Raw genomic sequence first — 26,076 nt, forward strand, 5'->3', positions numbered from 1 at the left:
AGTATATAAATGACAAGTCAGAAATTGAAGGATGATTACATAAATAAAGTGAAGGAGTATCATCCAAAGCCAAACTATTTACTAAATTGTATCAAAGCATTTCTTGTAGGTGGACTCATTTGCACAGTTGGAGAAGTATTGATGAAATTTTATATACATTATTTTCACTTCAGTGAACAAGAGGCAGGAAACCCAACTGTTGCAACCCTTGTTTTATTATCCGCGATTTTAACAGGGTGTGGTGTATATGATAAAATCGGTCAATTTGCTGGAGCAGGATCAGCGGTACCGGTAACAGGATTTGCAAATTCTATGGCGAGCGCTGCCTTAGAACATAAGAGCGAAGGGGTTGTTCTAGGGATTGCTACAAATATGTTTAAACTGGCAGGAAGTGTGATTGTATTTGGGGTTGTTGGTGCATATATCATTGGGTTAATAAGGTATACCTTTAAAATTTTTATGTCTTAAAGGAGGGGCTAGTATGAGGTTGACCGGAAAACAAACGTGGGTATTTCAAAATGATATATATGTGAATGCAACGGGTACTGCTGTCGGTCCGAAAGAAGCTGAGGGCCCTCTTGGGAAAAAATTTGATACTTCATATGATGACTTGCATTGTGGAGAAGAAAATTGGGAGCTTGCCGAACGAAGATTAATGTCAGACTCAATTCAACAAGCAGTGCAAAAAGGGAATATAAAAACATCGCAAATTGATTTCTTTTTAGCGGGAGATTTATTAAATCAAACAGTGACAGCAAATTATGTTGCGCGTAAATGGGGCATTCCTTTTTTAGGAATGTTTAGCGCTTGTGCGACGTCTATGGAGACTTTAGCAGTTGGCTCAGCTTTTATAGACGGTGGATTTGCAAATCGTGTTTTAGCTACAGTAAGTAGTCATAATGCAACGGCTGAAAGACAATTTCGCTATCCAACAGAGTACGGTGGACAAAAGCCAGGGACAGCAAATTCAACTGTGACTGGTGCAGGGTCTATATTAATTAGCAATGAAAAAAGTGCAATTAAAATTACGTCGGCTACAATTGGAAAAGTGCAAGATTTAGGAATCACAAATCCTTTGGATATGGGAGCAGCGATGGCTCCAGCAGCAGCTCATACAATTCAACAACATTTTGAAGATTTAAGAAGAAGTGCCGATGATTATGATTTGATTGTTACGGGTGATTTATCAGCTGTTGGGACGCCGATTGCGAAACAACTTTTACTTGAGGAAGGTTATGATCTTGGGCATATATACAATGATTGTGGATTGATGATTTATGAATCAAGTCAAGAAGAAGTGTTTGCAGGTGGTAGTGGTTGCGCTTGTTCAGCAGTTGTCACATATGGTCATTTATTACACGAGATGCAAAAAGGGAATTTACAACGAATTTTTGTCGTTGCGACTGGTGCATTATTAAGCCCGATGATGATGCAACAGAAGGAAACGATTCCAACAATTGCACATGGTGTCGTATTTGAGAGAGTTAAAGGAGAGTGAATTGTGGATTTTATATATGCATTTCTTGTAGGTGGAGTTATTTGTTTAATTGGGCAACTATTGTTAGATTTCGTAAAGTTAACACCAGCTCATTTAATGGCAACTTTTGTAGTCATCGGAGCAATTTTAGATGGATTTGGATTGTACGATAAACTAATAAAGTTTGCAGGTGCTGGAGCAACAGTCCCTATTACAAGTTTTGGACATTCACTATTGCACGGAGCAATGCATGCAGCAGAAAAACATGGATATTTAGGAATTGGTATTGGCATGTTTAGTTTAACGTCTGCGGGCATTTCCGCAGCGATATTGTTTTCGTTTTTTATAGCACTTATATGTAAACCGAAAGGATAAATCAAATGAGACGAAGGGTTGTTTTGGTCACAGATGGAGATGAATATGCAAAGCGGACAATTGAGCTTTTAACGAAGGAATTTGGGGGAAGGTGTATTTCAGCATCACAAAGTAATCCAACCAAATTGACAGGGAAAAAAGTTGTTGAGCTTATTATGCAAACGCCATATGACCCTGTATTTGTCATGTTTGATGACAGTGGATTTATTGGAGAAGGATCTGGTGAAAAGGCTTTAAAATATGTGGCTACCCATAAACAAATTGATGTGCTCGGTATTTTAGCGGTAGCGTCTAATACGCATCATTGGGAATGGGCACGTGTAGATGTAAGTGTAGATCGGAATGGGAATTTAACCGAATACGGTGTTGATAAATTTGGACTTCCAGATGGCGAAATTGGCAGAATTAGCGGAGATACAATTTATTGTTTAGATGACTTGAATGTTCCTGTCATTGTTGGAGTCGGTGACATTGGTAAGATGTGTGGAAATGATGAATGGGAGAGGGGATCACCTATTACGAAGAAAGCAATTCAATTAATTTTGGAAAGGAGTGGTTTTTATGACGAAGCCTAAAAAAGTGGATATCCCTATATCAACTTTCATAAGTGACAATGAAAATTATTTAAAGCAGACAGTTGGGCTAGGCGTTACATACGATGTTGGCATTCGTAAATTTCAAATTTTGAATAAAGAAATTGGTGTGTTATTTGTAAACGGACTTTGTGATACAAATTATATTATCCCTATTTTAGAAGAAGCGGTGGATACAAATGAGATAAGGGATGTAGAAGAAGATACAGTGAAGCTTTTAGAGAATCGCTTAATCCATCAACAAGTAAGTAAAGTGAAAACGATGGATGAGGTAATGCTCCAAGTATTATCAGGACTCATCGTGATATTTGTGGAAGGTGAAACGGAAGCGTTTGCAATCGATGTTCGTAGTTATCCAGGGCGAACGCCGACAGAACCAGATACCGAAAAGGTAGTACGCGGTGCAAGGGATGGATTTGTTGAAAATATCGTTGTAAATACAGCATTAATCCGTAGAAGAATTCGAGATCCACGTCTTCGAAATGAAATGGTTCGAGTAGGAGATAGATCACAAACGGATATTTGCATTACATACGTTCAAGATGTTGCAAATCCAGATTTAGTAAAGATTATAAAACAAGAATTAAATAACATCGATGTAGATGGAATTACGATGGCGGATAAAACAGTAGAAGAATTTGTTGTAAAGCAAAGCTATAACCCATTTCCACTTATTCGATATACAGAAAGGCCAGATGTAGCAGCAAATCATCTACTAGAAGGACATGTGTTAGTACTTGTTGACACATCGCCAAGTGCTATGATTACACCGACAACATATTTTCATCATTTACAGCACGCGGAAGAGTTTAGACAAAATCCAGCTGTCGGTACATTTTTACGCTGGGTGCGCTTTTTAGGTGTTATATTCTCGTTATTTTTATTACCATTTTGGTTAGTGTTTGTATTTGATCCAACTCTTTTGCCAGCAAATCTTGCTTTTATTGGACCGACTAAGATGACGCATTTACCAATTTTATTACAGGTGTTAATGGCAGAGGTCGGACTTGAGTTTTTAAGGATGGCAGCCATTCATACTCCAACGCCGTTATCGTCTGCAGCAGGGTTGATTTCCGCTATATTAATTGGTCAAATTGCAATTGATGTAGGTTTGTTTGTGCCAGAAGTAATTTTGTATGTAGCAGTTTCGATGATTGGTGCATATGCAACACCGAGTTATGAATTAGGATTAGGGAATAAGGTTGGGAAATTGTTTGTTATTATTTTAACAGGCCTCTTCCATGAGATGGGATTTGTAATTGGTATGACGATATTAATTTTATTTTTAACGTCTATAAAAAGTTTACAAACACCTTATTTATGGCCGTTTTTACCATTTGATTGGGGCGCATTAACAAAAATTTTACTCCGTCCAACGATGTCTAGTTTAAAAGTACGACCAAGTGTTGTAAGACCTCAAAATGTAAAAAGACAAAAATAAACGGGATTATACACCCGTTTATTTTTTTTAGCAAAAATTTATTATTTTTTAACAAAAATCAAACATTTTTTGTGTACACTTAGAGTAGATATTGTGTATGGAAGGGGAAGAGGACATGATTAAATTATTTGTAAGTGATTTAGATGACACGCTCGTTTACGATGTGAATCATATGCAAAAAGAAGATGAACGTGCGCTGTGTTGGTTAGCTGAGAAAGGGACAAATATTTGTTTTGCCTCTGGCCGCTTTACACACAGAATTGATGAAGTTGTAAAAAGGTTTTCATTCCCATATTATACAACTGGCTTAAATGGAGCGACAATGTTGCTTCCGGATGGAAATTTATTTCATGAATCGAGTTTTGAAAATGTGGTTGCCCAGGAAATATATCGATATATACATAAAAAAGGACTAGCGGATATTGTTTGTGCAAATGAGCAGCGATATACAAAAAGGAAGAATGAACATCACCATAATTTTGAAGCGTATATGGGCGTGCATATCGCTGAAATTGAAGCGTTAGAAGAAGAGTTTGGTAAGACTGTACACCCTGCAAAATTGTTTGTTTTTGGAGAAGAAGAGAAAATTGTGACGTTAGATCAAGAGCTACGAGATACGTTTCAAGGCGAAGCGGAAGTTTTTATATCAGGTAAACGCTATGTTGATATTATGCCAAGAGGCGTGAGTAAGGGGAGTGCTCTAAAGCGACTAATGGACCATTTGCAAATTGAAGCAAATGAAGTTGCTTGTATTGGAGATTCTTTCAATGATATTTCTATGTTTGAAGTAACCCCGCATTCATTTACTCTTCATCATGCCCATCCATATGTAAAGGAGAAAGCAAATCATATAGTGCGTTCGGTTGAAGAGGCTGTTATGAAATTACCGTTACTTGTATAAAAAAGAAGCCCGTCACTGGCGGGCTTCTTTTTTACTTGAATAAAGATTTAACAAAATCAATGATACTTGAGAAAAAATCTTTCACTTTATCTAGAAAACTTTGTCCTTCTTCAGAACCTAAGAAGGCAGAAACGTGTTCTTTTGCTTTGTTTAATTGACTACCAACTTGATTCCAATCGATATTAAGATTTTTCATTTTATCAAATAACGATACTAAGTTATCTAACTGTTCATCTGTCAATGTAATGCCGAGTTGATCAGCAATTTTTTTAATTAATGAACGTAAATCTTCTGTTGTTTTTGGCTGTTCTTTTGCAATTTCTTCTTTAATTTTTGCAACAAGTTGAACTGCTTTTTCTTCACCAATTTTATCACCAAGCTGGGCTGTTTGTACCATTTCTTCATTCGCTACTTTTTTAACTTCTTCAGGAATTTGTTTATTGGACGCAGTTTCGTATGCTTTCATTAATCCAGTTAAAGCTGCAGTTCCTGAAACTTTAAAAGGTGCAGTAATTTGAATTTCTGCATCTTTTACACCTGCTGTAATCAAAGCGTTAGTGTACATTGCATCTGTTACCCAGTTAATGTTCTTTGATCGTACAATAAGACCAGATCCTGGTTTTGTGTATGTAATCATAGAAGAAGAAATTGCTCTCGTACCAATTTGTGCTTTTGGAACAATGCCTTCTAGAAATTTATGTTCTTCCGCATTAGATACAGTGATAATTGTAGCATCTTTTGGTGCTTTCATTTCTTTTAACAGATCTTGTTTTTGTTGTTCGGATAAGTTCTCTCCTAATGTAACAATTGATTCTCCCTCAATGATGTCTGCAAATGAAGCTGTTGGCATCATAAATACCGTTACAGCTAATAGCAGAGCTAATAATTTCGTTTTCACGAAAAATCGCTCCCTTTCTCTTTCTAAAATTTTCGGGCAACAAAGTTATTATAGTATATATTTCTTATTTGTCACCTAGCTTTTTCCACATTTCAAAAAAGAAGTATCTAGATTGTCGGATTCTTTTTGTTTCTAGTCATGAATGTGGTAATATAGTGCTGAGATAGTTGAAAGGAGACATATACGTATGAAAACTTTAGGATACATATTAATGGAAAACGGTGAAAAAATCGACTTGGAATTTTTCCCAGAAGAAGCACCGAAAACAGTAGAAAACTTTAAAAAATTAGCAGAGCAAGGATTTTATGACGGTGTTACATTCCACCGTGTTATTCCTGGCTTCGTAAGCCAAGGTGGAGACCCAACAGGTACAGGTGCAGGTGGCCCAGGTTACTCTATTCCATGTGAAACTGATGGAAACCCTCATAGACACCTTGTAGGATCACTTTCTATGGCTCACGCTGGCCGTAACACAGGAGGTAGCCAATTCTTTATCGTTCATGAGCCACAGCCGCATTTAGATGGTGTTCATACTGTATTCGGTAAAGCAACAAGCGGTATTGAAACAGTATTAAAAATGCGTCAAGGCGATGTAATGAAAGAAGTTAAAGTTTGGGAAGAATAAGGTAAGGAAAAAGAGAGCTTTTGCTCTCTTTTTTATTTTTAATGAGATTGAGTACTACTTCTACAGCTCATCATACAAGTAGTATTGTTGCTAAAATATATTGTTTGTGAGAACAAACCTTTAACCAATTACATAGAATACATTACATTATATGTTTCAATAAATATTTTTTGTTATATTAATTTTGCTAGAATTGTGCTGCTTTAGAGTAACTATAAATGAAGTGCTGTTGAATGATATGTTTCTTTCCATTCCATATAAAATTTTCTTTTTTTAACTCTATTTATTAAAGGAATAGTGCTGAAACATAGATTTGACTTTCTTCTTTTCGCTTTGTATGATTATCAAGTTGTTTTAGACTCTTCTCACTCTGTTGAAAATATTGTAAAATGAATGTGATATGAAAAGAGTGATTGAGGGGATTACTAGTTTGTAACTTTTGTAAGAAGGGATAAGGGTTATGTTAATTCGTTTTAAAAAAAGTTATGAAAAAATTGCAATGGGGCTTCTTTCGTTTATGCCAACTGAAAAAGATGTGAAAACATTACAATTGACAATGAAAGAATATGAAGCAAAAGATGATTGGCAATTGTATTTGTGGAAAGAAAATGAAGATTTTGTTGGAATAATGGGGATTGTAAAAAAAGAGAATCAAGTATTAGAAATTCAGCATTTGAGTGTGAACCCGTCTCACCGTCATGTGGGGATTGGGACGAAGATGGTTCAAGAGTTAAAGAGTAAATTTCTTGAGTTTACAATTTGCGGAAATGAGCAAACAGCAAGTTTTTGCGAAAAATGTAAAGGGCTAGAACAAAATATACATTCGTGAAAGCAGAGATAAGTAGTTTATTATCTCTGCTTTCTTTTTTGTAATTGTTCGTTTCGTTCAGTAATGACCTCTGTGCGATCACGCAAAGTGTGCTTGTTTATAATATATTCACCTGGGATAGCATTCAAGTCTTTCCAAGAGAGGTTTTGTTTTTGACATAACTCTATGCACTGCTTCTCTAACGATGAATCTGATAAGGGTAAAAATAAAGGTACAAAACGTTCTTTTTTATGGATAGATTGCAATCTTTCATTGAGCAAGGAAAGAAGTTGTACTTGATTAATTCCTAAACGTTGTAAAGGCACACCGCTTTTTTCTAAAATTGTAATTGCGCTTTTCATCATTTTTGTAGAACCATTCCAATTAGCACGTCTTTGGTGGTATAAAGAAACTGCAATTTGAATGAGACCAACTAAGTAATGATCACGATTACCTCTTGGTTTTGTCTTCCAATACTCTTCTAGTATTTCGTGGCATTCAAAATAGTCATAATCTCCATGGAAATGAATTAAAAATTGTATGTATTCGGTAGGATACATGTTTTCTCGCTCCTATCTAACGGTTATACATATAAGTGTATCATAGAAATATGAACAATAAACGACTAGGAGGTTTCCCCCTAGCCGTTATTGTTCATATTAGCAGAAGCAAGCTGCTCCTACAATAATTAGTAAAATAAACAGTACAACAAGTAATGCGAACCCACCGCTAAAACCACAATCAACGTGACCCATAGTTTTTTGACCTCCTACATTGTTCTTACTACACTGTTATCATATGAAGTGGTGGGCATGATGACATAGGCATCGGTCTATTTTTAATTAAATTTCTTAAAAAGGTTGGATAGAACATGAGTATGCTCTATACTTATGTTGTTATAGAAAAAATGTGGTGGGATGCTTTGTGCAATATAATTTTAAAGTAGAGGCTTTTGAAGGGCCGTTAGATCTATTGTTACATTTAATACATCGTTATGAAATTGATATATATAATATTCCTGTAGCAGATATTACAGAGCAATATTTATCTTATGTGCATACGATGAAAGAACTTCAATTAGATGTTGCAAGTGAGTATTTAGTAATGGCTGCAACGTTATTACAAATTAAAAGTAAGATGTTGTTGCCGAAACATGAAGAAGATGTACTTGATAACGGTGATGATTTTATAGATGATCCTCGTCAAGAATTGATGGAGAGGTTAATTGAATATAAGAAATATAAGCAAGTTGCTACTGAGTTAAAAGAAAGAGAACAAGAAAGAGCACAGCTATATACACGTCCACCAATTGACTTTACATCGTTGCAACAAGAAGAGGAGACAAGCTTACCTCTTGATGTTACGTTATATGATATGCTAGCAGCATTTCAAAAATTAATGCGCCGTAAAAAGGCAAAAAAACCTGTAACAACACGTATTACTCGTCAAGAAATACCAATTGAACAGCGAATGACTGATATTTTAAAACAGTTAAAAATAAAGGGTGGTCGCCAAAGTTTTTATGATTTGTTTGTTGATGATGAACGTGAAATAATGGTTGTAACATTTTTAGCAGTTCTGGAACTTATGAAAAATCAACAAATCATAATTGAGCAAGAACATAATTTTGATGAAATTTTCGTATCAAGCTCTAATAAATCTGCATAGAGCAAGTATGTGAAAATGGGATAGCAACATTTTATCTCATGCTATGTTTTAATGTATCGTTTGGAACAAGAGAAAAAATATTGAACCGAACGCATTAATTGTGATTCGGTTTTTTGATGTGTATTTTTATGAGAAAATAGAAGGAAGGAGCTCGTGAAATGGATAGGAAAGAACAAAAGTCAATTATTGAAGGCCTTTTATTTGTTTCTGGTGATGAAGGGATTTATCCAGAACAAATAGCGAAAGTTCTTGAAATTGAAATGAATGAAGCAATTAATATTTTAGAAGAAATGCAACAAGAATGTGAAGGTGCAAACCGTGGTTTGCAAATTGTACAGTATGCAAAAGTATATCGTTTTGCTACAAAGAAAGAACATGCTTCATATTATCAAAAATTAATAGATACACCAACAGCTGCTTCACTCTCACAAGCTGCCCTCGAAACGTTAGCGATTGTTGCATATCGCCAACCAATCACAAGGACTGAAATGGAAGAGATTAGAGGAGTTAAAACTGATAAGGCGTTACAAACGTTGGTTTCACATTTACTTATAAAAGAAATGGGAAGAGCAGAAGGACCAGGGCGTCCTATTTTATACGGAACAACAAAAGAATTTTTAGACACATTTGGATTGAAAACATTAGATGATTTACCACCGCTTTCTGAAGAGAATGAACAAATGAATGAAGCAGATTTATTCTTCGGTTCCTTACAAGAGATATCGAAATAAAAGCTTAGCATTTTGCTAAGCTTTTTTTGTATATCAATTATTTACAGTGCCATACTAAATGAAAAAAGGAGACGAGTTATGAGAGGTATGCGGATTATTTTATTATTAGTTTCTGTTTTATTATGTTTTTCTTTAAATAGCGTATCAGCTAAAAGGTATATGATGTCCATTCATACTACGTCTCCTTTACATATGCATCGGCAACATCTTAGTAAAATGAAAGTGAGCTTTTTAAAAGTGGGGCAAGGTGACGCAACACTTATTATAATGCCAAATGGACAAACAATGTTAATTGATGGAGGACCTTATGAAGCAGGAGAGGTTATTATTCAGAAATTAATTGAGAAAGGGATTAATCATTTAGATGTAATTGTCAGTACGCATCCCGATATGGATCATATAGGGGGGTTAATTCCAATTGTAGAGCAAATGCCGGTATCGCTTATATTAGATAGCGGAAAAACATATAGTTCTCTTACTTATCATACGTATCGGAATAATATAAAAAAAAGAGGGATACCTTTCGTTTCAGTAAAGGAAGGACAATATATACCGCTGGATCCACATGTTTCTATACAAGTATTAAACAACGGGAAATCAAAAGATGAAAATAATGAATCCTCAATTGTTTTAAAGGTGCGATATGGAAAAGCGGATTTTTTATTAATGGGTGACGCGGATGTACGGACAGAACATGAAATATTAAAACAATTTGATGTCCATGCAGATGTGTTAAAAGTGGGGCATCACGGCTCATATACTTCAACAAGTGAAACGTTTATAAAAAAAGTGGAACCGCAGTTTGCTATTTTGTCGTACGGGAGTAGTAATCCGTATGGACATCCTCACCAAAGTGTAGTGAAACGCTTAAAAAGGCACGGTATAATGGTATATAGAACGAATAAAAGTACAGTAGAAATGGAAACAGATGGTGAACATATTATGTTAGAGTCTAGCGGGTTAATGCCATTATTGAAGTGATTTCTATATTAGGGGGCGATACTGTCCCTTTTTGGAAAAATGAATAATATATATTATAATTATAAGAGACGTAAGAAATTTCCTTTTCTGTTGAATAAAAAGGAAATTTTATTAGAATGTATAGACAACTACTCGTGTGTATATTAAGATGGAACTAGGCGAATAAGGTAATAATAACAAGTAGGTAATTCATGGGAAAGGATCGATGAAAATGAAAACGCAAATTGTCATCAATGCCAAAATTTACACAGGTCAAGAAATAGTGGAAAACGGATTTATTCGTTACGCAGAAACCATTAAAGAAATTGGTTTGATGGCTCAATATGTACCACAAGAAAATGAAACTGTTTTTGATGCTACAGGGAAGATTGTAATTCCAGGTATGATCGATGTTCATATTCATGGTGGATACGATATTGATGCGATGGATGCAAATAGCGATGGGTTAGTAACTCTAGGTAAAGAAATGTTAAAAGAAGGGGTTACAACTTACTTCCCAACAACAATGACACAAGCTCCAGAGGCAATTGAAGCAGCGTTAACTGCTGCAAAAGAAGCAAAAGAAAAAGGAGCGCATTTCGAATATATTCACTTAGAAGGACCTTATGTTTCAAAGAAACGTGCAGGTGCACAACCACTTGAACATATCGTTCCTGCAAATATTGAGCAATTTAAACAATGGCAAGAAGCAAGTGGGAATTTAATTAAATTAGTAACATATGCACCAGAAGAAGAGGGAGCATTAGAGTTTGAACAATATCTTGCTGAAACTGGTGTAGTTGGCACAATGGGGCATACAGATGCAATTGATGGGCAACTAAAAAATAGAAAAATTACACATGCAACACATTTATACAATCAAATGCGTGGATTACATCACCGTGAACCAGGAGTTGTTGGTCATGTGTTATTAAATCCAGATGTAATGGTTGAAGTAATTACAGATGGTATTCATATTCACCCTGATATGGTGAAATTAGCATATAAGTTAAAAGGACCAAAAAAAGTAAGTGTTATTACTGACGCAATGCGTGCAAAAGGTCTTGAAGATGGATTATATGAGCTTGGCGGACAGCCAGTACATGTAAAAGATGGTAGTGCTCGATTAGAAGATGGAACGTTAGCTGGTAGTATTTTAAAAATGGATCAAGCTTTCCGAAATGTAATTGAATTTACAGGTTGTTCAATCGAAGATGCAGTACTGATGACATCAGTTAACCAAGCAGAAGAGTTTGGATTAAATAATAAAGGTGCATTAGCGGTAGGAAAAGATGCAGACTTTGTTGTGATGAATGAAGATTTACATGTATATGATACGGTTCGTTTAGGAATTCATATGAAGGAAGGGAAGTAATTAAATGAATATTCTTGTTGTAAAAACTCCAGAAGAACTAGCAGAAGCAGGTTATAAATTAATTGAAGAAGTTGTAAAAACAAAAGAAAATCCAACATTAGGAATGGCTACAGGAAGCTCTCCATTAGGTATTTATGCAGAAATGCGAAAAAATAAACTTGATACAAGCCGTGTAACCACTGTAAACTTAGATGAGTACGTAAATTTACCACATGAAGATAAAAACAGCTATCACTATTTCATGCAAGAACAGTTGTTTGATCATCTTCCATTTAAACAAACTTATGTACCAAACGGGATGGCAAGTGATTTAGAGGAAGAGTGCAAACGTTACGAGAGCATTCTAGCTGCTAACCCAGTTGACCTACAGATTCTTGGAATCGGTGAAAACGGTCACATCGGATTTAATGAGCCAGGAACACCGTTTAATTCTCCAACAAACATTGTTGAATTAACAGAATCTACACGCCAAGCAAACCTTCGCTTCTTCGAAAAAGAAGAAGATGTGCCAACTCATGCGATTACAATGGGAATTGGAAGCATTATGAAAGCGAAACAAGTTCTACTTGTTGCTATGGGTTCTAAAAAGGCAGAAGCTGTTAAAGAATTATTGCAAGGTGAATATAGTGAAGAGTGTCCGGCTACAGTTTTACAACGTCATCCGAATGTAACCGTAATCGCTGATCAAGAAGCTCTATCTTTATGCAGTGAGGCGATTGCTGATGAACATCGACAAGTATTCACCATTTCCGATCTATTATCAGATTCAAGAGTGGGTGAAACAGCTAATTGAGGACGGCGAATGGAAGCCGGGAGATAAAATCCCATCTGAGAATGAACTTTGTGATAAGTTCGAAGTGAGTCGAATGACAATCAGACAGGCGATTAATAATTTAGTGGAACAAGGCTATTTATATCGGAAGCGTGGAATTGGAACATTTGTCCAACTTCCGAAAGTGGAACAAAAATTGCAAGGAATGACGGGATTCACAGAAGACATGATTTCTCGTGGGATGAACCCAAGTAGTCAATTACTTAGTTTCCGCCTAGTTCCAGCTACTGCTAAAATAGCAGACCGGTTGAGAATACAGGAGGGGGAATCGGTTTATGAAGTGAGGCGTATTCGCTTAGCTGATGATGAACCGATTGCTTTTGAGACGACATATTTGTCGCCAGCTCTTGTAAAAGATATTAACGAAGAGATATTGCAACAATCTTTATATGAACATTTAGAGAAAAAACTGGGCTTTAAACTTGTTAGCGCTACTCAGTCAATTGAAGCTTCCGTTGCGACGGAAAATGAAGCTGAACATCTGCATATTCCTAAAAAGGCGCCTGTACTTGTAATGCGTCAATGGTCATATTCAGAAGGTGAGGTACCGCTAGAGTACGTGAAATGTATTTATCGTGGAGATCGTTATAAATTTATTACGAATATCGCACGTAACAAATAGTATATTTCAGTTTGTGAAGTACAGTGGAATTGAAAATGGTTAACATGTAAAGAAATAAAAATACGACTCATCCTTATAAGGAATGAGTCGTATTTTTATTATGAGCAATTACGTGGTTAACAGCATCTTTGACGTGATTTACTACATAGTGAGCGTGATTTTTTACTGCATCATCTGCTTGTGACATAGCAAAACTGTGAGGAGTTAAAGAAAACATAGGAATGTCATTGTAAGAATCCCCTATACAAGCAATTTCCTCAGGTTTTATTTGAAACTCATTTAATAAAACAGAAATGGCAGAGCCTTTACTAACATTCGGTGGCATTACATCTAAACATTGTTCTGCTGAGATGAAAGTACTAACTTTCCCGTGGAATTTTTCATCAATTTTTTTCTGAAGGAGTTGTAAGCTTTCCTTTGTTCCGCCGACAGAAATTTTATTTGGGAAAATTGTATCATCAATCTTCTGTAGTAAGTTTGGTTCTTCAACAGAAGTCATAGTTACTTGTTGTTCAAGTTCTTGAATAAAAGGTGTTTTCTCTTCAATGTAATAATTATGCTCATCACTTACATAACGGAAATAAGGCTCTTCACTCGTCATAGCTAACAAATCGGGAAGTATGCTGGAATCAAAAGTTGCAGATAATAGTTGTTTATTTTCATGTGTATATACAAAAACACCATTTACACTAATACGATGAAAATTTGTATTTACAGCTTTCATTAAGTCTGCAATTTCATTATCAAGTCTTCCGGAAGCGAAGCAAAGAATAACATTTTGTTCGGCAAGGCTGCGCAGTGCCGCAACATCTTGTTCATCAATAAGACCTCCGTGTTGCATCATTGTACCATCGATATCACTTACAAACATTTTAATCATGCTGTTATCTCCTTTCTATGTACAGTTGCTCTTACATTATACGCATCATATATAAACATGTCTAAAAAATGAATTTTTATTAAATGGCAGATGTTTTACATTGACGACAAAGAAGAATATTCTGTAACATAAAAGTAGGCTATTTAAGTACGAGGGTGGTGTTATATGAGTAATTATCTAGAAATTAAAAAAGTTTTAAATAATAATGTCATCATTGCTAGCCATCCGGAACACGAGGAAGTAGTAGTGATTGGTAAAGGAATTGGATTTGGGAAAAAAGCGAAAGATGTATTGGAGCAAGAACAAATCGAAAAAATGTTTGTCTTAAAAAATGAACGTGATCGTGAACAATACAAATTATTAGTGCCGCATATTAGTGAAAAATTAATTGAATTGATGAACGATATTATGCTGTACATTCAAGGAAAAGCGAAATCTCCACTAAATGAACATATTCATATTGCGTTAACAGATCATATTTCATTTGCGATTAAAAGGTTAAAACAAGGACTTACAATTGATAACCCTTTTTTAGTTGAAACAAAAATGCTCTATCCAGAGGAATATGAAATTGCGGAAGGTGTTGTAGAACTTTTAAATTCTCGTTTGCAAATTACATTGCCTGAAGGAGAAATTGGTTTTATTGCACTGCACATTTACAGTTCGCTTACAAATTCTGATTTATCTTCAGTTAATCAAAACTCCCGTCTCATTGCACAACTTGTATCTTTAATTGAGACAAACTTACAAATTACATTAGATCAAGAGAGCATTCATTATTTACGTCTTATTCGTCATCTTCAATATGCTATTGAGAGGGTGAAAGAAGGAGAAAAAGTAGAGGAATCGCAAAGTTTTGCTGATTTATTAAAGGCGGAGTATCCAGTTTGCTATAACTTGGCTTGGAAGCTAGTTAAGGTCATGCAAAAAGAGTTGCAACTACCTGTATATGAAGCTGAAAGTATTTATTTAACGATGCACTTGCAACGCTTAGTAAAGGCAGAGCATGTGTAAAAAGTCATATATTTTTGTCTAAAATGAAAACGTTAAAAAAAATGATTGAATCGCTTACAATAGTTATGTATAATAACTATTGCAAAGTTATACAAATTTCGACAAACACATTAAGGTGAGTAACGAAAACGTTTGCCTTAATTATAGTGAACTTATACGTAAACCTATTTTTGACACGTGTTACTGATTCGATCAGGCATGAGTGGAGAAAAGTAAGGAATGTAAGCTAGAGAAAGGGATATACTACCCTTTGTATAGCTATCGTTCTATCTTTTTTTCCTCATGTCTTTTTGGCGTTTGTCGGAAGGTATCAATATAGATAAGAGAGGAAGGGTTTCCATGTTTAAGAATATCTTTGGTGTTCTTCAAAAAGTCGGAAAAGCGTTAATGCTTCCAGTAGCGATTTTACCGGCGGCAGGTATTTTACTTGGATTTGGTAATGCATTTCAAAATCCACAGTTAACAAATGTTATTCCTGCTTTAAAAGCAGATTGGTTCGTAATGGTTGCAAAAATTATGGAACAATCTGGTGATATTATTTTCGCTAACCTTGCATTATTATTCGCAGTTGGGGTAGCAATTGGTTTAGCTGGTGGAGACGGAGTAGCTGGTTTAGCAGCATTCGTCGGCTACTTAATTATGAACAAAACGATGAGTGTGTTCTTAGAAGTAGATAAGCTAGTGAAAGTAACAAGTTCTGGAGCAGACCCAGTAAAAATTGGATTTGCAGATCCAGCGTATGCAAACGTATTAGGTATTCCAACGCTACAAACAGGGGTATTTGGTGGTATTATCGTCGGTATAGTAGCGGCATATTGCTATAATAAATACTTCAACATTGAATTACCATCATACTTAGGTTTCTTTGCAGGTAAGCGTTTCGTACCGATCGCAACTGCAACATTCTCTTTAATAGTAGGTATTATCATGTGCTTCGTTTGGCCATACATTCAAGGTGGCTTAAACACGTTCTCACATCAAATGATTGATGCAAATAGAACAATCGCAGCATTTATATTCGGTTTAATTGAACGTTCATTAATTCCATTTGGATTACATCACATTTTCTATTCACCGTTCTGGTTCGAATTCGGTCAGTATACAAATGCAGCTGGCGAATTAATCCGTGGTGACCAAAAAATCTTTATGGCACAGTTAAAAGACGGTGTAGAATTAACAGCAGGTACATTTACAACTGGTAAGTATCCGTTCATGATGTTCGGTCTTCCAGCAGCAGCTTTAGCAATGTACCATGAAGCACGTCCAGAAAATAAAAAATTAGCAGCAGGTATTTTAGGTTCTGCAGCATTAACATCTTTCTTAACAGGTATTACAGAGCCACTTGAATTTTCATTCTTATTCGTAGCGCCAGTATTATTCGGAATTCACGCTGTATTTGCTGGTCTATCATTTATGACAATGCAAATTTTAGGTGTTAAAATTGGTATGACATTCTCTGGTGGTTTAATTGACTTCCTATTATTCGGTGTACTACCAGGCCGTACAGCATGGTGGTGGGTAATTATTGTTGGTCTTGTACTAGCAGTTATTTACTACTTCGGATTCCGCTTTGCAATTCGTAAATGGAATCTAAAAACACCTGGTCGTGAAGTGGCAAATGCAAATGACGGCGCAGGAAAAGCAGAAGCAGGCGAACTTCCTCGTGAAGTATTAGTAGCACTTGGTGGTAAAGAAAACATTGCTTCTTTAGATGCTTGTATTACTCGTTTACGTGTTCAAGTTAACGAACAAAAGAATGTAAACAAAGACCGCTTAAAAGAACTTGGAGCAGCTGGTGTACTTGAAGTTGGAAATAACATTCAAGCTATTTTCGGACCGAAATCTGACACATTAAAATCACAAATTCATGATATTATGTCAGGTCGTACACCTCATGTTGAAAAAGAAGAACCTGTAAAAGTGGAAGAAACTCCTCAAAAAGTTGATGAAAATGAAACAATTGTATCACCAATCGAAGGGAAAATCTTACCAATTACAGAAGTGCCTGACCAAGTATTCTCAGGAAAAATGATGGGAGACGGATTTGCAATTGAGCCAACTGAAGGAACAGTAGTTTCTCCAGTGAACGGTGAGATTGTCAATGTATTCCCTACAAAACATGCGATTGGTATTCAATCTGAAGGCGGAAAAGAAATTTTAATCCACTTCGGTATTGATACTGTAAAATTAAATGGTGAAGGTTTTGAAGCGCTTGTAGCACAAGGCGACAAGGTGAAACAAGGCCAGCCATTATTAAAAGTAGATCTTGCATTTGTAAAAGAAAATGCACCATCTATCATTACACCAATTGTCTTTACAAACTTACAACAAGGGCAACAAGTCGAATTGAAAAAAGATGGAAATGTTAAGAAGGGCGAAACCGCTATTATTGACATTCAGTAGGAATTTGACGCAAAATGTTTATAATTATAATAGGCGATGTGGTTGACCGAACATCGCCTATTATATACAATAGATGATGTAGTACTCACGTCTATACAACTAAAAAATACTGTAATTTAAAGGAGATAAATTATCATGGAAAAAATCTTTAAAGTAACTAGCGACTCAGGAATTCATGCTCGTCCAGCAACTCTACTTGTAAACACTGCAAGCAAATTCGGTTCTGACATTAACTTAGAGTATAACGGAAAGAACGTTAACTTAAAATCAATCATGGGCGTTATGTCTTTAGGCATTCAACAAAACGCAGAAATTAAAATCACTGCAAATGGTGATGATGCAGCTCAAGCACTAGCAGCTATCGAAGAAACTATGAAAAACGAAGGATTAGGAGAATAATGACTCTTAACATTCAAGGGATCGCTGCATCAAGTGGGATTGCTATTGCAAAGGCTTTCAGACTTGAAAATCCTGAATTTAACATCGAAAAGAAATCAATTACAAACGAAGCTGCAGAAATTGCACGCTTAGACGCTGCGCTTGAGAAAGCAAAAACTGAATTAGAAGCTATTAAGGACCACGCATTTGCTGAGCTAGGTGCTGACAAAGCTGCGATCTTTGAAGCACATTTATTAGTGTTAAATGATCCAGAACTAGTAAACCCAGTAAAAGATAAAGTAAATAGCGAAAAAGTAAATGCTGAATTTGCAATGGATGAAGTTGCATCAATGTTTATTTCTATGTTTGAAAACATGGATAACGAATATATGAAAGAACGTGCTGCGGACATTCGTGACGTAACAAAACGCGTTCTTGCACATTTACTAGGAATTAACTTCTCAAATCCTGGTACAATTTCTGAAGAGGTAATCATCATTGCTGAAGATTTAACACCATCTGATACAGCTCAATTAAACCGTAAGTATGCAAAAGGTTTCACTACTGATATCGGTGGACGTACATCTCACTCTGCAATTATGGCTCGTTCTATGGAAATTCCAGCTGTTGTTGGTACGAAAGTTGTTATGGAGAAAATCCAAAACGGCGATATCGTTATCATTGACGGTTTAGATGGAGAAGTAATTGTAAACCCATCAGAAGAAACTCTTCGTTCGTTTGAAGAAAAGAAAGCGAAATTTGAAGAGCAAAAAGCTGAATGGGCTAAATTAAAAGACCAAGCTACTGTAACAAGTGACGGACATCACGTTGAGCTTGTTGCAAATATCGGAACACCAAATGATGTACAAGGTATTATCGATAATGGCGGAGAAGGCGTTGGCTTATACCGTACAGAATTCTTATACATGGGCCGTGACAATCTTCCAACAGAAGAAGAGCAGTTCGAAGCGTATAAAGCAGTTCTTGAAGGTGTAAAAGAAGGTCAACCAGTCGTTGTTCGTACACTTGACATCGGTGGAGATAAAGAGCTTCCATACTTACATTTACCAAAAGAAATGAACCCATTCTTAGGATACCGTGCAATTCGCTTATGTCTTGATGAGCAAGATGTGTTCCGTACACAACTTCGTGCATTACTTCGTGCTAGCGTATACGGTAACTTAAAAATTATGTTCCCAATGATTGCAACTCTTGATGAGTTCCGTCAAGCGAAAGCGATTTTATTAGAAGAGAAAGCGAAACTTGTAGAAGCGGGTACAACTGTTTCTGATTCTATTGAAGTTGGTATGATGGTTGAAATCCCAGCTTCAGCAGTATTAGCAGATCAATTCGCGAAAGAAGTTGACTTCTTCTCTATCGGAACAAATGATTTAATCCAATACACAATGGCTGCAGACCGTATGAACGAACAAGTATCATACTTATACCAACCATATAACCCATCTATTTTACGTCTTGTAAAAATGGTTATCGATGCTGCTCATAAAGAAGGCAAATGGGCTGGTATGTGTGGTGAGATGGCGGGCGATTCACTTGCTATCCCATTATTATTAGGATTAGGTTTAGATGAGTTCAGTATGAGTGCAACATCTATTCTTCCTGCAAGAACACAGCTAAGCAAGTTGTCAAAAGCAGAAATGGAAACATTAGCAGAAAAAGCATTAATGATGTCAACTGCTGAAGAAGTTGTTGAACTAGTTAAAAGCATATAATTAATAAAAAAACCTGAGTCGATTTGAAATCGGTCTCAGGTTTTTTCTATGAGAAAAGTAAATCTTATTTGCTTACTATCGAGGATAAGAGACAGAATTAGATAGCGATTGCAACGATATCAGTTGGGCATACACGTAAAATACCAGTAAAAGTATTTCGATTTTGATTGTTCTTATCGTCTTTATTGTTATCTTTGTTGTCTTTGTCATTACGAGCTAAAGCAGAGAAAAGAGCAACACCGTTAGCGAAACCTTCAAAAATAACATTGTTGAATGTGCCGTTACCTCTAATGCTTAAAAGAGAAAGTTCTGTTCCAACTGAAATGTTAGCAAGTACGTTACATACAGCTGGTTGTTGTGGTCTAACCTCTCTCTCTCTCTCTTTCTCGCGATGGTCGCGCTCTCTTTCATGATGATGACATTCTCTAAAGTTATCACAGCATCCAAATGATCCAAACATAATCCTCATCACCCCCTTCACACTTATAATCTATGTAAGTTCGGTAGTTAGTGACTGGACAGAGAGTGGAATTTTTTCTAGGGGATTTTCTCATTTTAAATGACTAGCTGGGTGTTTAGTATGAAATGATGTTTAAAATAGGGGGAATATAACAAAAAAATGTAAAAACCACCGAAATAAATGAAATGGGTAGCCTTTACACTTTTTTACTTTTATATAAAACGATGATATATACAGGAAGAGCTAGGAGTAGTGGTACAATGGATCGTGCAGTATGTTTTTCTGATTCTAATTGGAATGCTTCTTCTTTTGGAAATTGTAAAATGGAGATGTTTGCGGCATCACCAATAAAATATAGAAGCAGTACAGTTACTATGTAACATAAAAGTGCGATAAAGCTTCCGTATGAACTCAATGAAAATCCCTCTCTTGTTATCTATTTGTTATCATTGTATCACAATTGTAACAAAAACACACGGGTATATTTCAACACCTTAACAAAATTCGACACGAAACGTCACGTTTATTTATGAGAAGGGAATAGAATATACTTTTCCATAAGTATAAATGTCGAATGATTTGTAGTAATATTACAAAAGTATGACAGGGAATAAAAAACGAAGGCAATGTAGTTGCCTTCGTTTTTTATTATTTTGCCCACTCGCTCACTTGCTCTACGCTCATGCGAGGTGCAGGGTGGCCTTTTAAAGTTGATTCACCAATTGTAATAAGCATAATTGGAACGTAACGAGATGAAACGTTAAATTCGTCTGTCAGTGCTTGTGGATTGAAGCCACCAATAGCACAAGTATCCCAACCAGTTGCTTTAGCTGCAAGCATAAGTTGCATTGCTGCTAAAGATGCATTTGAAAAGGCAGCATCTCTTGGGAATTGTTCACGAGCATATGCAGATTCAATATTTTTAGCTAAGCGTTCTTTTGCTTCTTCTTTCATAAATCCTTGTTCTACAATTGGACCATATACTGGCTCAACATTTTTATAAGCTTCTAAATCACCTAAAATAGCGACTACTGCAGAAGCATCAAGAATTTGTTGTTGGTTATAAGCTATTGGATGTAATCGTTTTTGTACATCTTCACCTTGAAAAACAAGGAATTTCCAGTGTTGTAAGTTCCAAGCGGAAGGTGCTTGTGCTGCTGCTTTTAAAATCTCATGTAATTCTGTAGATGAGATTTCTTTATTTGGGTTGAATGCACGTGTAGATGTGCGTTCATATAGAACGTTAAAAAAGTTGTCGTTTGTCATAATATATCCTCCAAATTGTATATAAAATTATCGGGAAAACGTAATGTATATTACTTACATTTTGTAAGTTATCGAATTTAAGAATATAATATCTTTATTTTAATTGTCAAGTTTTAAGAAATAAGCTAGGGCATTCATACAAACGATATAATTCCTATAATCATACACTAAAAAAGGAATTTATAGAGTGAAAAGGGAAGATAACATTCTCAATTAGCTTGTTAATATGTATTTCTCACAAATTAAAGTTTATTGGAGAACAGTCTTTTAAAAATATTTGTGAGGAATTCAGTAGAACAAGATATATGAAGTGAGTGAAGACTAGTGATGAACATACTACATTTTTTATTAGAGAATACGGTTTTCCAAAATGTGTTACAAGATCTGCAGTTAAATGTCCTTTATATAGAAAATGGATGTAAACATCAACAAACGATAGAAAATATCCATCCAAAATGTATGTTTATAGCAAATAGTTTTGAAGAGGGCGAACTATTATTTCAAAGAACGAAACCGCACATTATAATTATGTATGTAACAGATTATTCTCAAATAAAATATATAAAGAATATGTATACCTCGCAAAGTACATTCATTGTCATTTGGGATCAACAAATAACAAAAGAATTTACAGATGTACTTGCATTAGGAATACGTAATATTGTAATAGCCCCTGTAACTCCGCAAGCAGTGTTAGAAGAAGTGAATAAGAGTTTGTATCAACTTTCTTTGGTAAGGCAAGTTAGTTTACAACAGGAACTGCTTCAAACGATGTTTGATTTTCAAAATGATTTATTATTTATAGTAGAAGATGATGAAATTGTTGATTGTAATACAAATTTTTTAACGTTTTTCGGATATGAAAATTTGTTTGCCTATCGTGAGCAACATTTAGTATTTGCTGAACATTTTATTAGAGAAAATGGATACTACTCGACGACGCATGATATAACATGGCTAGACGATACTTTATCAAGCGGTAGAAGAATTAAGATGTCAAATTATGAAGGGGCAGTATCTACTTTTCTATTACGTGCGACACCATTGCCAGAAGATTTATCAAGATTTATTGTAAAGTGCACGGAAATTACAGAATTAGATGAAATCTATCAAGAACAAGAAAGACTTGCTATGATAGATTCATTGACAGAGATTTATAATCGTTTAAAGTTTCAACAAATACTAGAGGTAGAATGGGAAAAGGTAATACGTAATGATGAGAAAATAGCAATTATTTTATTTGATATAGATAATTTTAAAACAGTTAATGACACATATGGTCATGATTTTGGCGATTTGGCATTAATACAACTTGCAGAGCTTATGAAATCTAAAGTGGAGCAGCAACATGTATTTGCAAGATGGGGAGGGGAAGAATTCATTATATTAGTGACAAATACAGTAGAAAAGGAAGCATTTCAAGTTGCGGAATCATTACGATTCTTCATTGAAACAAAGCAATTCACTGGAATTTCGAAGTTAACAGCTAGCTTTGGAGTTGCGTTATATGAACAAGGAACTACAAGAGAAGAATTAATGCAACGAGCGGATATTGCATTATATGAAGCGAAAAAAAATGGAAAGAATCAAGTATGTGTGTATAGAAAAGAAAAAATGTGATTTTTCGCAACAAATTGTTGCGATTTTTTTTTATTGTTTGATAATAGAATAGGGGGACAATTTTTAGCGAAGGAATTATGGAGGATCAATATGATAAAAAAAGTAATGGTGGTGGCTTCACTGTCTGCTATAGTTGGCGGCGGAGTATACTATTTTCTTGTTAGCCCCAATATAAAGGAAAACACTGTATTAACAACTAAAGTGAATCCTACTATTGAATCGGAAGTACAAGGGAATATAGAAGAAAAAGAAGAGCAACAAATTGATTATGCTAGCATATCTCAAAAATTAGATCAATATTTAGTCGGAAAGCAATTCAATGGAACAGTTTTGGTAACAGATAAAGAGCATGTTATATTGAATAAAGGATATGGGTATGCTGATGTTCAAAATAAAATAGAAAATACACCTCAAACAAAATATCGTATCGGTTCTATTACGAAAACAGTCGTTGCCACATCTATTTTACAGCTGCAAGAACAAGGGAAATTGAATATTCAAGATAATGTAAATAAATATATTCCTTCATTTCCGGAGAATAAAAATATTACGCTATATCATTTATTAACGCATACCTCTGGTTTACCTGAACACGCAAAAGGCAATATTAATGCGGCTTCCCGCTTACAATTAATTAATTGGATTGGACGTCAAAATTTAGAATTTCCTGCAGGAACAGGTTGGAGATATACAGATTATAATTATATGGTGCTTGCTTATATAATAGAACATATATCGAAAAAACCTTTAGGAGATTACATAAAAGAAAACATATTTGTAAAAGCAGATATGCATGAATCCGGTATGGGGAATATGGTACCTGGAGATAAAAATTTTACAAAGGGTTATGTGAAAAAAGATCAAGAGCTTGTACCAGCGCAGAAGTTAGGCATGGATTGGCTATATGGTTGTGGTGAGATGTATACGACAGTTGGAGATATGAAGAAATTAGACGAAGCAATTATAAATGGAAAACTTCTTTCTGAACAAAGTATACAAGCAATGTTTTCACCTTCAGCAGAACGGAAATATGCATTTAGTTTTTATATATATCCAGATTATTTTCATAATCATGGTGTATTATCTGGTTGGAACACTTTCAATAATTTTAATAAAGAAAAAGGAACTTTTGTTATTTTATTTTCAAATGTGAAAAATAGTATGGATGATGACTTTAATAAAGAGTTCCGAAAGATGGTAAATGATTTATTAGAACAAAGGGGATGAGAAAATGGAACATAAAACTTTATCAATAGGTTTCATTGGGATTGGCGTAATGGGAAAAAGTATGGTTTATCACTTAATGCAAGATGGTCATAAAGTATATGTATATAATAGAACGAAAGCAAAAACAGATTCTTTAGTGCAAGATGGTGCAAATTGGTGTAATACGCCAAAAGAGTTAGTGAAGCAAGTTGATATTGTAATGACAATGGTTGGATATCCACATGATGTAGAAGAAGTGTATTTTGGTATAGAAGGAATTATAGAACATGCAAAAGAAGGTACGATAGCAATTGACTTTACGACATCTACACCTACTTTAGCAAAACGGATTAATGAAGTTGCAAAAAGCAAAAATATATATACGTTAGATGCACCTGTCTCAGGAGGAGATGTTGGTGCGAAAGAGGCAAAACTCGCAATTATGGTAGGCGGGGAGAAAGAAATATATGATAGATGCTTACCTTTACTTGAAAAGTTAGGAACAAACATTCAATTACAAGGACCAGCTGGGAGTGGACAACATACAAAAATGTGCAATCAAATTGCGATTGCTTCCAATATGATTGGAGTATGTGAAGCTGTTGCTTACGCGAAGAAGGCTGGACTGAATCCAGATAAAGTGTTAGAGAGTATTTCAACAGGGGCAGCAGGTAGCTGGTCATTAAGTAATTTAGCTCCTCGAATGTTAAAAGGAGACTTTGAGCCAGGATTTTATGTAAAGCATTTTATGAAAGATATGAAAATTGCTTTAGAGGAAGCAGAAAAATTACAATTACCAGTCCCAGGCTTAAGTTTGGCGAAAGAATTGTATGAAGAGTTAATTAAGGATGGCGAAGAAAATAGTGGAACACAAGTACTATATAAAAAATATATAAGGGGGTAAACGAGGTGGACCTTCAAAAGTTTGATGAGATGATTGATACTGTACAGCGAGCTACTTGTATGCAAATTAATGAAAAACAAAAAGAAGCTTTTAAACAAAAATATGATTTTGAACCAGAATTTGAATATGGAAGAGATGAGAAGGGACATTATGTAATTCGAACCTCAAAAAAGATGTTAGAAGAAATGGAGTTTTATTTGGCATTGAAATATGATCGTGATGGAGTGGATCTTTATATGCAAGCTGAGATTGATGGTATATTTCATGTATCTATTAGCTATGGTGAAGATGCCCTACATCTACAAGAATTGTTTCAATTTCTAGAAGAAAATAAATAAAAGTCCTCATTTGAGGACTTTTATTTATTTAGTCATCTTTAATTTTTATAATTATAAGTTAGAAGCGCGGCGGCATCGTTCAACCGGGAACGGGATAATTTGTGCGATGTGATTAGGACCAAATTGTTTTGTACGAGCATGGCGTATTATATAAAAAGCACACAGAATTGAAACAGGAATAGCGCCGAATAAACCAAATAATAAAGCGCTTACACAAGATGCGACAAATCCTAAAACACCAATTTCTAACTCTTCCATAATAGCTCCTAAAATAACAGGAAATGCTCCACATGTAACTCCAAGTATAAGTGCGATAAGTAAGCTCATGATTATCCCCCTCTGTTTGCGATATTATTTTCCTTCTTAGTTAATTGTAGTATATCACACATAAAACAGAATTTTCAGAAAAAATTCAATAAATGTTCAAAAAATGTTCGAAAAATGCACTTGAAAAATCAAGGTGTTAAATTTGTGATGAAATGGTACTTTCAAGTAAATAAAAAATCAGGCTTATTTCAAAATGAAATAAGCCTGTTCCATAGGAGGATGTATATATGTAGAGTGAATA

30 protein-coding genes are annotated in these 26,076 nt (G+C 35.2%); 22 read left to right on the plus strand and 8 right to left on the minus strand.

Translation table 11 applies throughout. The features are described 5' to 3' along the window. The first annotated feature begins 9 nt into the window (after positions 1–9). From spoVAC to ACTFP3_RS13940, 6 genes are all read left to right on the plus strand, one after another. Positions 10–468: a stage V sporulation protein AC gene (gene spoVAC, locus ACTFP3_RS13915; RefSeq protein ID WP_000203810.1), complete on the plus strand. Its 459-nt coding sequence runs from the start codon at positions 10–12 to the stop codon at positions 466–468. A gap of 13 nt (positions 469–481) precedes the next feature. Then, positions 482–1,498: a stage V sporulation protein AD gene (gene spoVAD, locus ACTFP3_RS13920; RefSeq protein WP_006921412.1), complete on the plus strand. Its 1,017-nt coding sequence runs from the start codon at positions 482–484 to the stop codon at positions 1,496–1,498. Between the two features lie 3 nt (positions 1,499–1,501). After that, positions 1,502–1,852, plus strand: coding sequence for a stage V sporulation protein AE (gene spoVAE, locus ACTFP3_RS13925; protein ID WP_000345916.1), 351 nt, complete (start codon positions 1,502–1,504; stop codon positions 1,850–1,852). Between the two features lie 5 nt (positions 1,853–1,857). Next, a complete protein-coding gene (locus ACTFP3_RS13930; RefSeq protein WP_001254415.1) occupies positions 1,858–2,427 on the plus strand; it encodes a stage V sporulation protein AE in 570 nt (189 codons plus the stop codon). Further along, positions 2,414–3,886, plus strand: a complete 1,473-nt coding sequence (spoVAF, locus tag ACTFP3_RS13935; RefSeq protein ID WP_440010736.1) for a spore germination protein SpoVAF — start codon at positions 2,414–2,416, stop codon at positions 3,884–3,886. The genes ACTFP3_RS13930 and spoVAF overlap by 14 nt, the downstream gene beginning before the upstream one ends. A 97-nt stretch (positions 3,887–3,983) precedes the next feature. Beyond that, positions 3,984–4,787, plus strand: a complete 804-nt coding sequence (locus ACTFP3_RS13940) for a Cof-type HAD-IIB family hydrolase (RefSeq protein WP_002026273.1) — start codon at positions 3,984–3,986, stop codon at positions 4,785–4,787. A gap of 31 nt (positions 4,788–4,818) precedes the next feature. Here the strand turns inward: ACTFP3_RS13940 and ACTFP3_RS13945 are convergent, their stop codons facing one another. Continuing rightward, entirely contained in the window at positions 4,819–5,685 is an 867-nt protein-coding gene (locus tag ACTFP3_RS13945; protein WP_000850515.1) for a DUF1002 domain-containing protein, read from the minus strand. A gap of 187 nt (positions 5,686–5,872) precedes the next feature. Here ACTFP3_RS13945 and ACTFP3_RS13950 point away from each other — a divergent pair, with 187 nt between their 5' ends. Together ACTFP3_RS13950 and ribT are read left to right on the plus strand one after the other, a co-directional pair. After that, positions 5,873–6,310: a peptidylprolyl isomerase gene (locus tag ACTFP3_RS13950; RefSeq protein WP_000853782.1), complete on the plus strand. Its 438-nt coding sequence runs from the start codon at positions 5,873–5,875 to the stop codon at positions 6,308–6,310. Positions 6,311–6,770: 460 nt separating this feature from the next. Continuing rightward, positions 6,771–7,139, plus strand: a complete 369-nt coding sequence (gene ribT / locus ACTFP3_RS13955) for a GNAT family N-acetyltransferase RibT (RefSeq protein ID WP_000908401.1) — start codon at positions 6,771–6,773, stop codon at positions 7,137–7,139. A 20-nt stretch (positions 7,140–7,159) separates the two neighbouring features. Here the strand turns inward: ribT and ACTFP3_RS13960 are convergent, their stop codons facing one another. Further along, positions 7,160–7,678 (minus strand): DUF309 domain-containing protein, encoded by a 519-nt coding sequence (locus ACTFP3_RS13960; RefSeq protein WP_000283597.1) that lies wholly within the window; start codon positions 7,676–7,678, stop codon positions 7,160–7,162. 99 nt (positions 7,679–7,777) lie between these two features. Further along, positions 7,778–7,873 (minus strand): YjcZ family sporulation protein, encoded by a 96-nt coding sequence (locus tag ACTFP3_RS13965; protein ID WP_000510194.1) that lies wholly within the window; start codon positions 7,871–7,873, stop codon positions 7,778–7,780. A 169-nt stretch (positions 7,874–8,042) separates the two neighbouring features. Between ACTFP3_RS13965 and scpA the strand changes: the two genes are divergently transcribed. From scpA to phnF, 6 genes are all read left to right on the plus strand, one after another. Further along, positions 8,043–8,786, plus strand: coding sequence for a segregation/condensation protein A (gene scpA, locus ACTFP3_RS13970; protein ID WP_001199753.1), 744 nt, complete (start codon positions 8,043–8,045; stop codon positions 8,784–8,786). A 158-nt stretch (positions 8,787–8,944) separates the two neighbouring features. Then, positions 8,945–9,517 carry a segregation/condensation protein ScpB gene (scpB, locus tag ACTFP3_RS13975; protein WP_000375168.1) on the plus strand — a complete coding sequence of 191 codons (573 nt, stop codon included), beginning with the start codon at positions 8,945–8,947 and terminating at the stop codon, positions 9,515–9,517. A gap of 78 nt (positions 9,518–9,595) precedes the next feature. After that, on the plus strand, positions 9,596–10,498 hold the full coding sequence (locus tag ACTFP3_RS13980; RefSeq protein WP_440010738.1) for a ComEC/Rec2 family competence protein: 903 nt from the start codon (positions 9,596–9,598) through the stop codon (positions 10,496–10,498). A gap of 211 nt (positions 10,499–10,709) precedes the next feature. Continuing rightward, on the plus strand, positions 10,710–11,852 hold the full coding sequence (gene nagA, locus ACTFP3_RS13985; protein ID WP_006928115.1) for an N-acetylglucosamine-6-phosphate deacetylase: 1,143 nt from the start codon (positions 10,710–10,712) through the stop codon (positions 11,850–11,852). Between the two features lie 4 nt (positions 11,853–11,856). Further along, positions 11,857–12,645, plus strand: a complete 789-nt coding sequence (gene nagB, locus ACTFP3_RS13990; RefSeq protein ID WP_001024210.1) for a glucosamine-6-phosphate deaminase — start codon at positions 11,857–11,859, stop codon at positions 12,643–12,645. Then, positions 12,575–13,306, plus strand: coding sequence for a phosphonate metabolism transcriptional regulator PhnF (gene phnF / locus ACTFP3_RS13995; RefSeq protein ID WP_021727649.1), 732 nt, complete (start codon positions 12,575–12,577; stop codon positions 13,304–13,306). Before nagB ends, phnF begins: the two co-directional genes overlap by 71 nt. 73 nt (positions 13,307–13,379) lie before the next feature. Here the strand turns inward: phnF and ACTFP3_RS14000 are convergent, their stop codons facing one another. Continuing rightward, the gene (locus ACTFP3_RS14000) at positions 13,380–14,186 is read right to left on the minus strand and encodes an HAD family hydrolase (protein ID WP_242555080.1); all 807 of its coding nucleotides are present in this window, start codon (positions 14,184–14,186) and stop codon (positions 13,380–13,382) included. Between the two features lie 165 nt (positions 14,187–14,351). Here ACTFP3_RS14000 and glcT point away from each other — a divergent pair, with 165 nt between their 5' ends. From glcT to ptsP, 4 genes are all read left to right on the plus strand, one after another. Then, positions 14,352–15,200: a glucose PTS transporter transcription antiterminator GlcT gene (gene glcT, locus ACTFP3_RS14005; RefSeq protein WP_440010739.1), complete on the plus strand. Its 849-nt coding sequence runs from the start codon at positions 14,352–14,354 to the stop codon at positions 15,198–15,200. Between the two features lie 339 nt (positions 15,201–15,539). Then, complete coding sequence (ptsG, locus tag ACTFP3_RS14010) at positions 15,540–17,603, plus strand: PTS glucose transporter subunit IIABC (protein WP_000475799.1); 2,064 nt, start codon at positions 15,540–15,542, stop codon at positions 17,601–17,603. 135 nt (positions 17,604–17,738) lie between these two features. Next, positions 17,739–18,002: a phosphocarrier protein HPr gene (gene ptsH, locus ACTFP3_RS14015; protein ID WP_000411080.1), complete on the plus strand. Its 264-nt coding sequence runs from the start codon at positions 17,739–17,741 to the stop codon at positions 18,000–18,002. After that, on the plus strand, positions 18,002–19,714 hold the full coding sequence (gene ptsP, locus ACTFP3_RS14020; RefSeq protein WP_000174207.1) for a phosphoenolpyruvate--protein phosphotransferase: 1,713 nt from the start codon (positions 18,002–18,004) through the stop codon (positions 19,712–19,714). Before ptsH ends, ptsP begins: the two co-directional genes overlap by 1 nt. 97 nt (positions 19,715–19,811) lie before the next feature. On the opposite strand, the gene ACTFP3_RS14025 is transcribed toward ptsP, so the two are convergent. The 3 genes from ACTFP3_RS14025 to ACTFP3_RS14035 all read right to left on the minus strand — a co-directional run bounded on the left by ACTFP3_RS14025 (position 19,812) and on the right by ACTFP3_RS14035 (position 21,440). Beyond that, a complete protein-coding gene (locus ACTFP3_RS14025) occupies positions 19,812–20,174 on the minus strand; it encodes a DUF3915 domain-containing protein (RefSeq protein WP_000468040.1) in 363 nt (120 codons plus the stop codon). Positions 20,175–20,370: 196 nt separating this feature from the next. After that, positions 20,371–20,589, minus strand: a complete 219-nt coding sequence (locus tag ACTFP3_RS14030; protein ID WP_000100485.1) for a hypothetical protein — start codon at positions 20,587–20,589, stop codon at positions 20,371–20,373. Positions 20,590–20,822: 233 nt separating this feature from the next. After that, positions 20,823–21,440: a nitroreductase family protein gene (locus ACTFP3_RS14035; protein ID WP_000180387.1), complete on the minus strand. Its 618-nt coding sequence runs from the start codon at positions 21,438–21,440 to the stop codon at positions 20,823–20,825. 327 nt (positions 21,441–21,767) lie between these two features. On the opposite strand from ACTFP3_RS14035, the gene ACTFP3_RS14040 reads away from it, so the two are divergent. From ACTFP3_RS14040 to ACTFP3_RS14055, 4 genes are all read left to right on the plus strand, one after another. Continuing rightward, complete coding sequence (locus tag ACTFP3_RS14040) at positions 21,768–23,060, plus strand: GGDEF domain-containing protein (RefSeq protein ID WP_001023185.1); 1,293 nt, start codon at positions 21,768–21,770, stop codon at positions 23,058–23,060. Between the two features lie 90 nt (positions 23,061–23,150). After that, positions 23,151–24,287 carry a serine hydrolase gene (locus tag ACTFP3_RS14045; RefSeq protein WP_000592910.1) on the plus strand — a complete coding sequence of 379 codons (1,137 nt, stop codon included), beginning with the start codon at positions 23,151–23,153 and terminating at the stop codon, positions 24,285–24,287. 4 nt (positions 24,288–24,291) lie between these two features. Further along, positions 24,292–25,170 (plus strand): NAD(P)-dependent oxidoreductase, encoded by an 879-nt coding sequence (locus ACTFP3_RS14050; RefSeq protein ID WP_000400431.1) that lies wholly within the window; start codon positions 24,292–24,294, stop codon positions 25,168–25,170. Between the two features lie 5 nt (positions 25,171–25,175). After that, positions 25,176–25,508, plus strand: a complete 333-nt coding sequence (locus ACTFP3_RS14055; RefSeq protein ID WP_086386168.1) for a DUF3909 family protein — start codon at positions 25,176–25,178, stop codon at positions 25,506–25,508. A gap of 51 nt (positions 25,509–25,559) precedes the next feature. On the opposite strand, the gene ACTFP3_RS14060 is transcribed toward ACTFP3_RS14055, so the two are convergent. After that, entirely contained in the window at positions 25,560–25,835 is a 276-nt protein-coding gene (locus tag ACTFP3_RS14060; RefSeq protein WP_000054659.1) for a hypothetical protein, read from the minus strand. Between the last annotated feature and the right edge of the window lie 241 nt (positions 25,836–26,076).

This window comes from Bacillus cereus group sp. MYBK5-2, assembly GCF_051915685.1.
GTDB lineage: Bacteria > Bacillota > Bacilli > Bacillales > Bacillaceae_G > Bacillus_A > Bacillus_A cereus.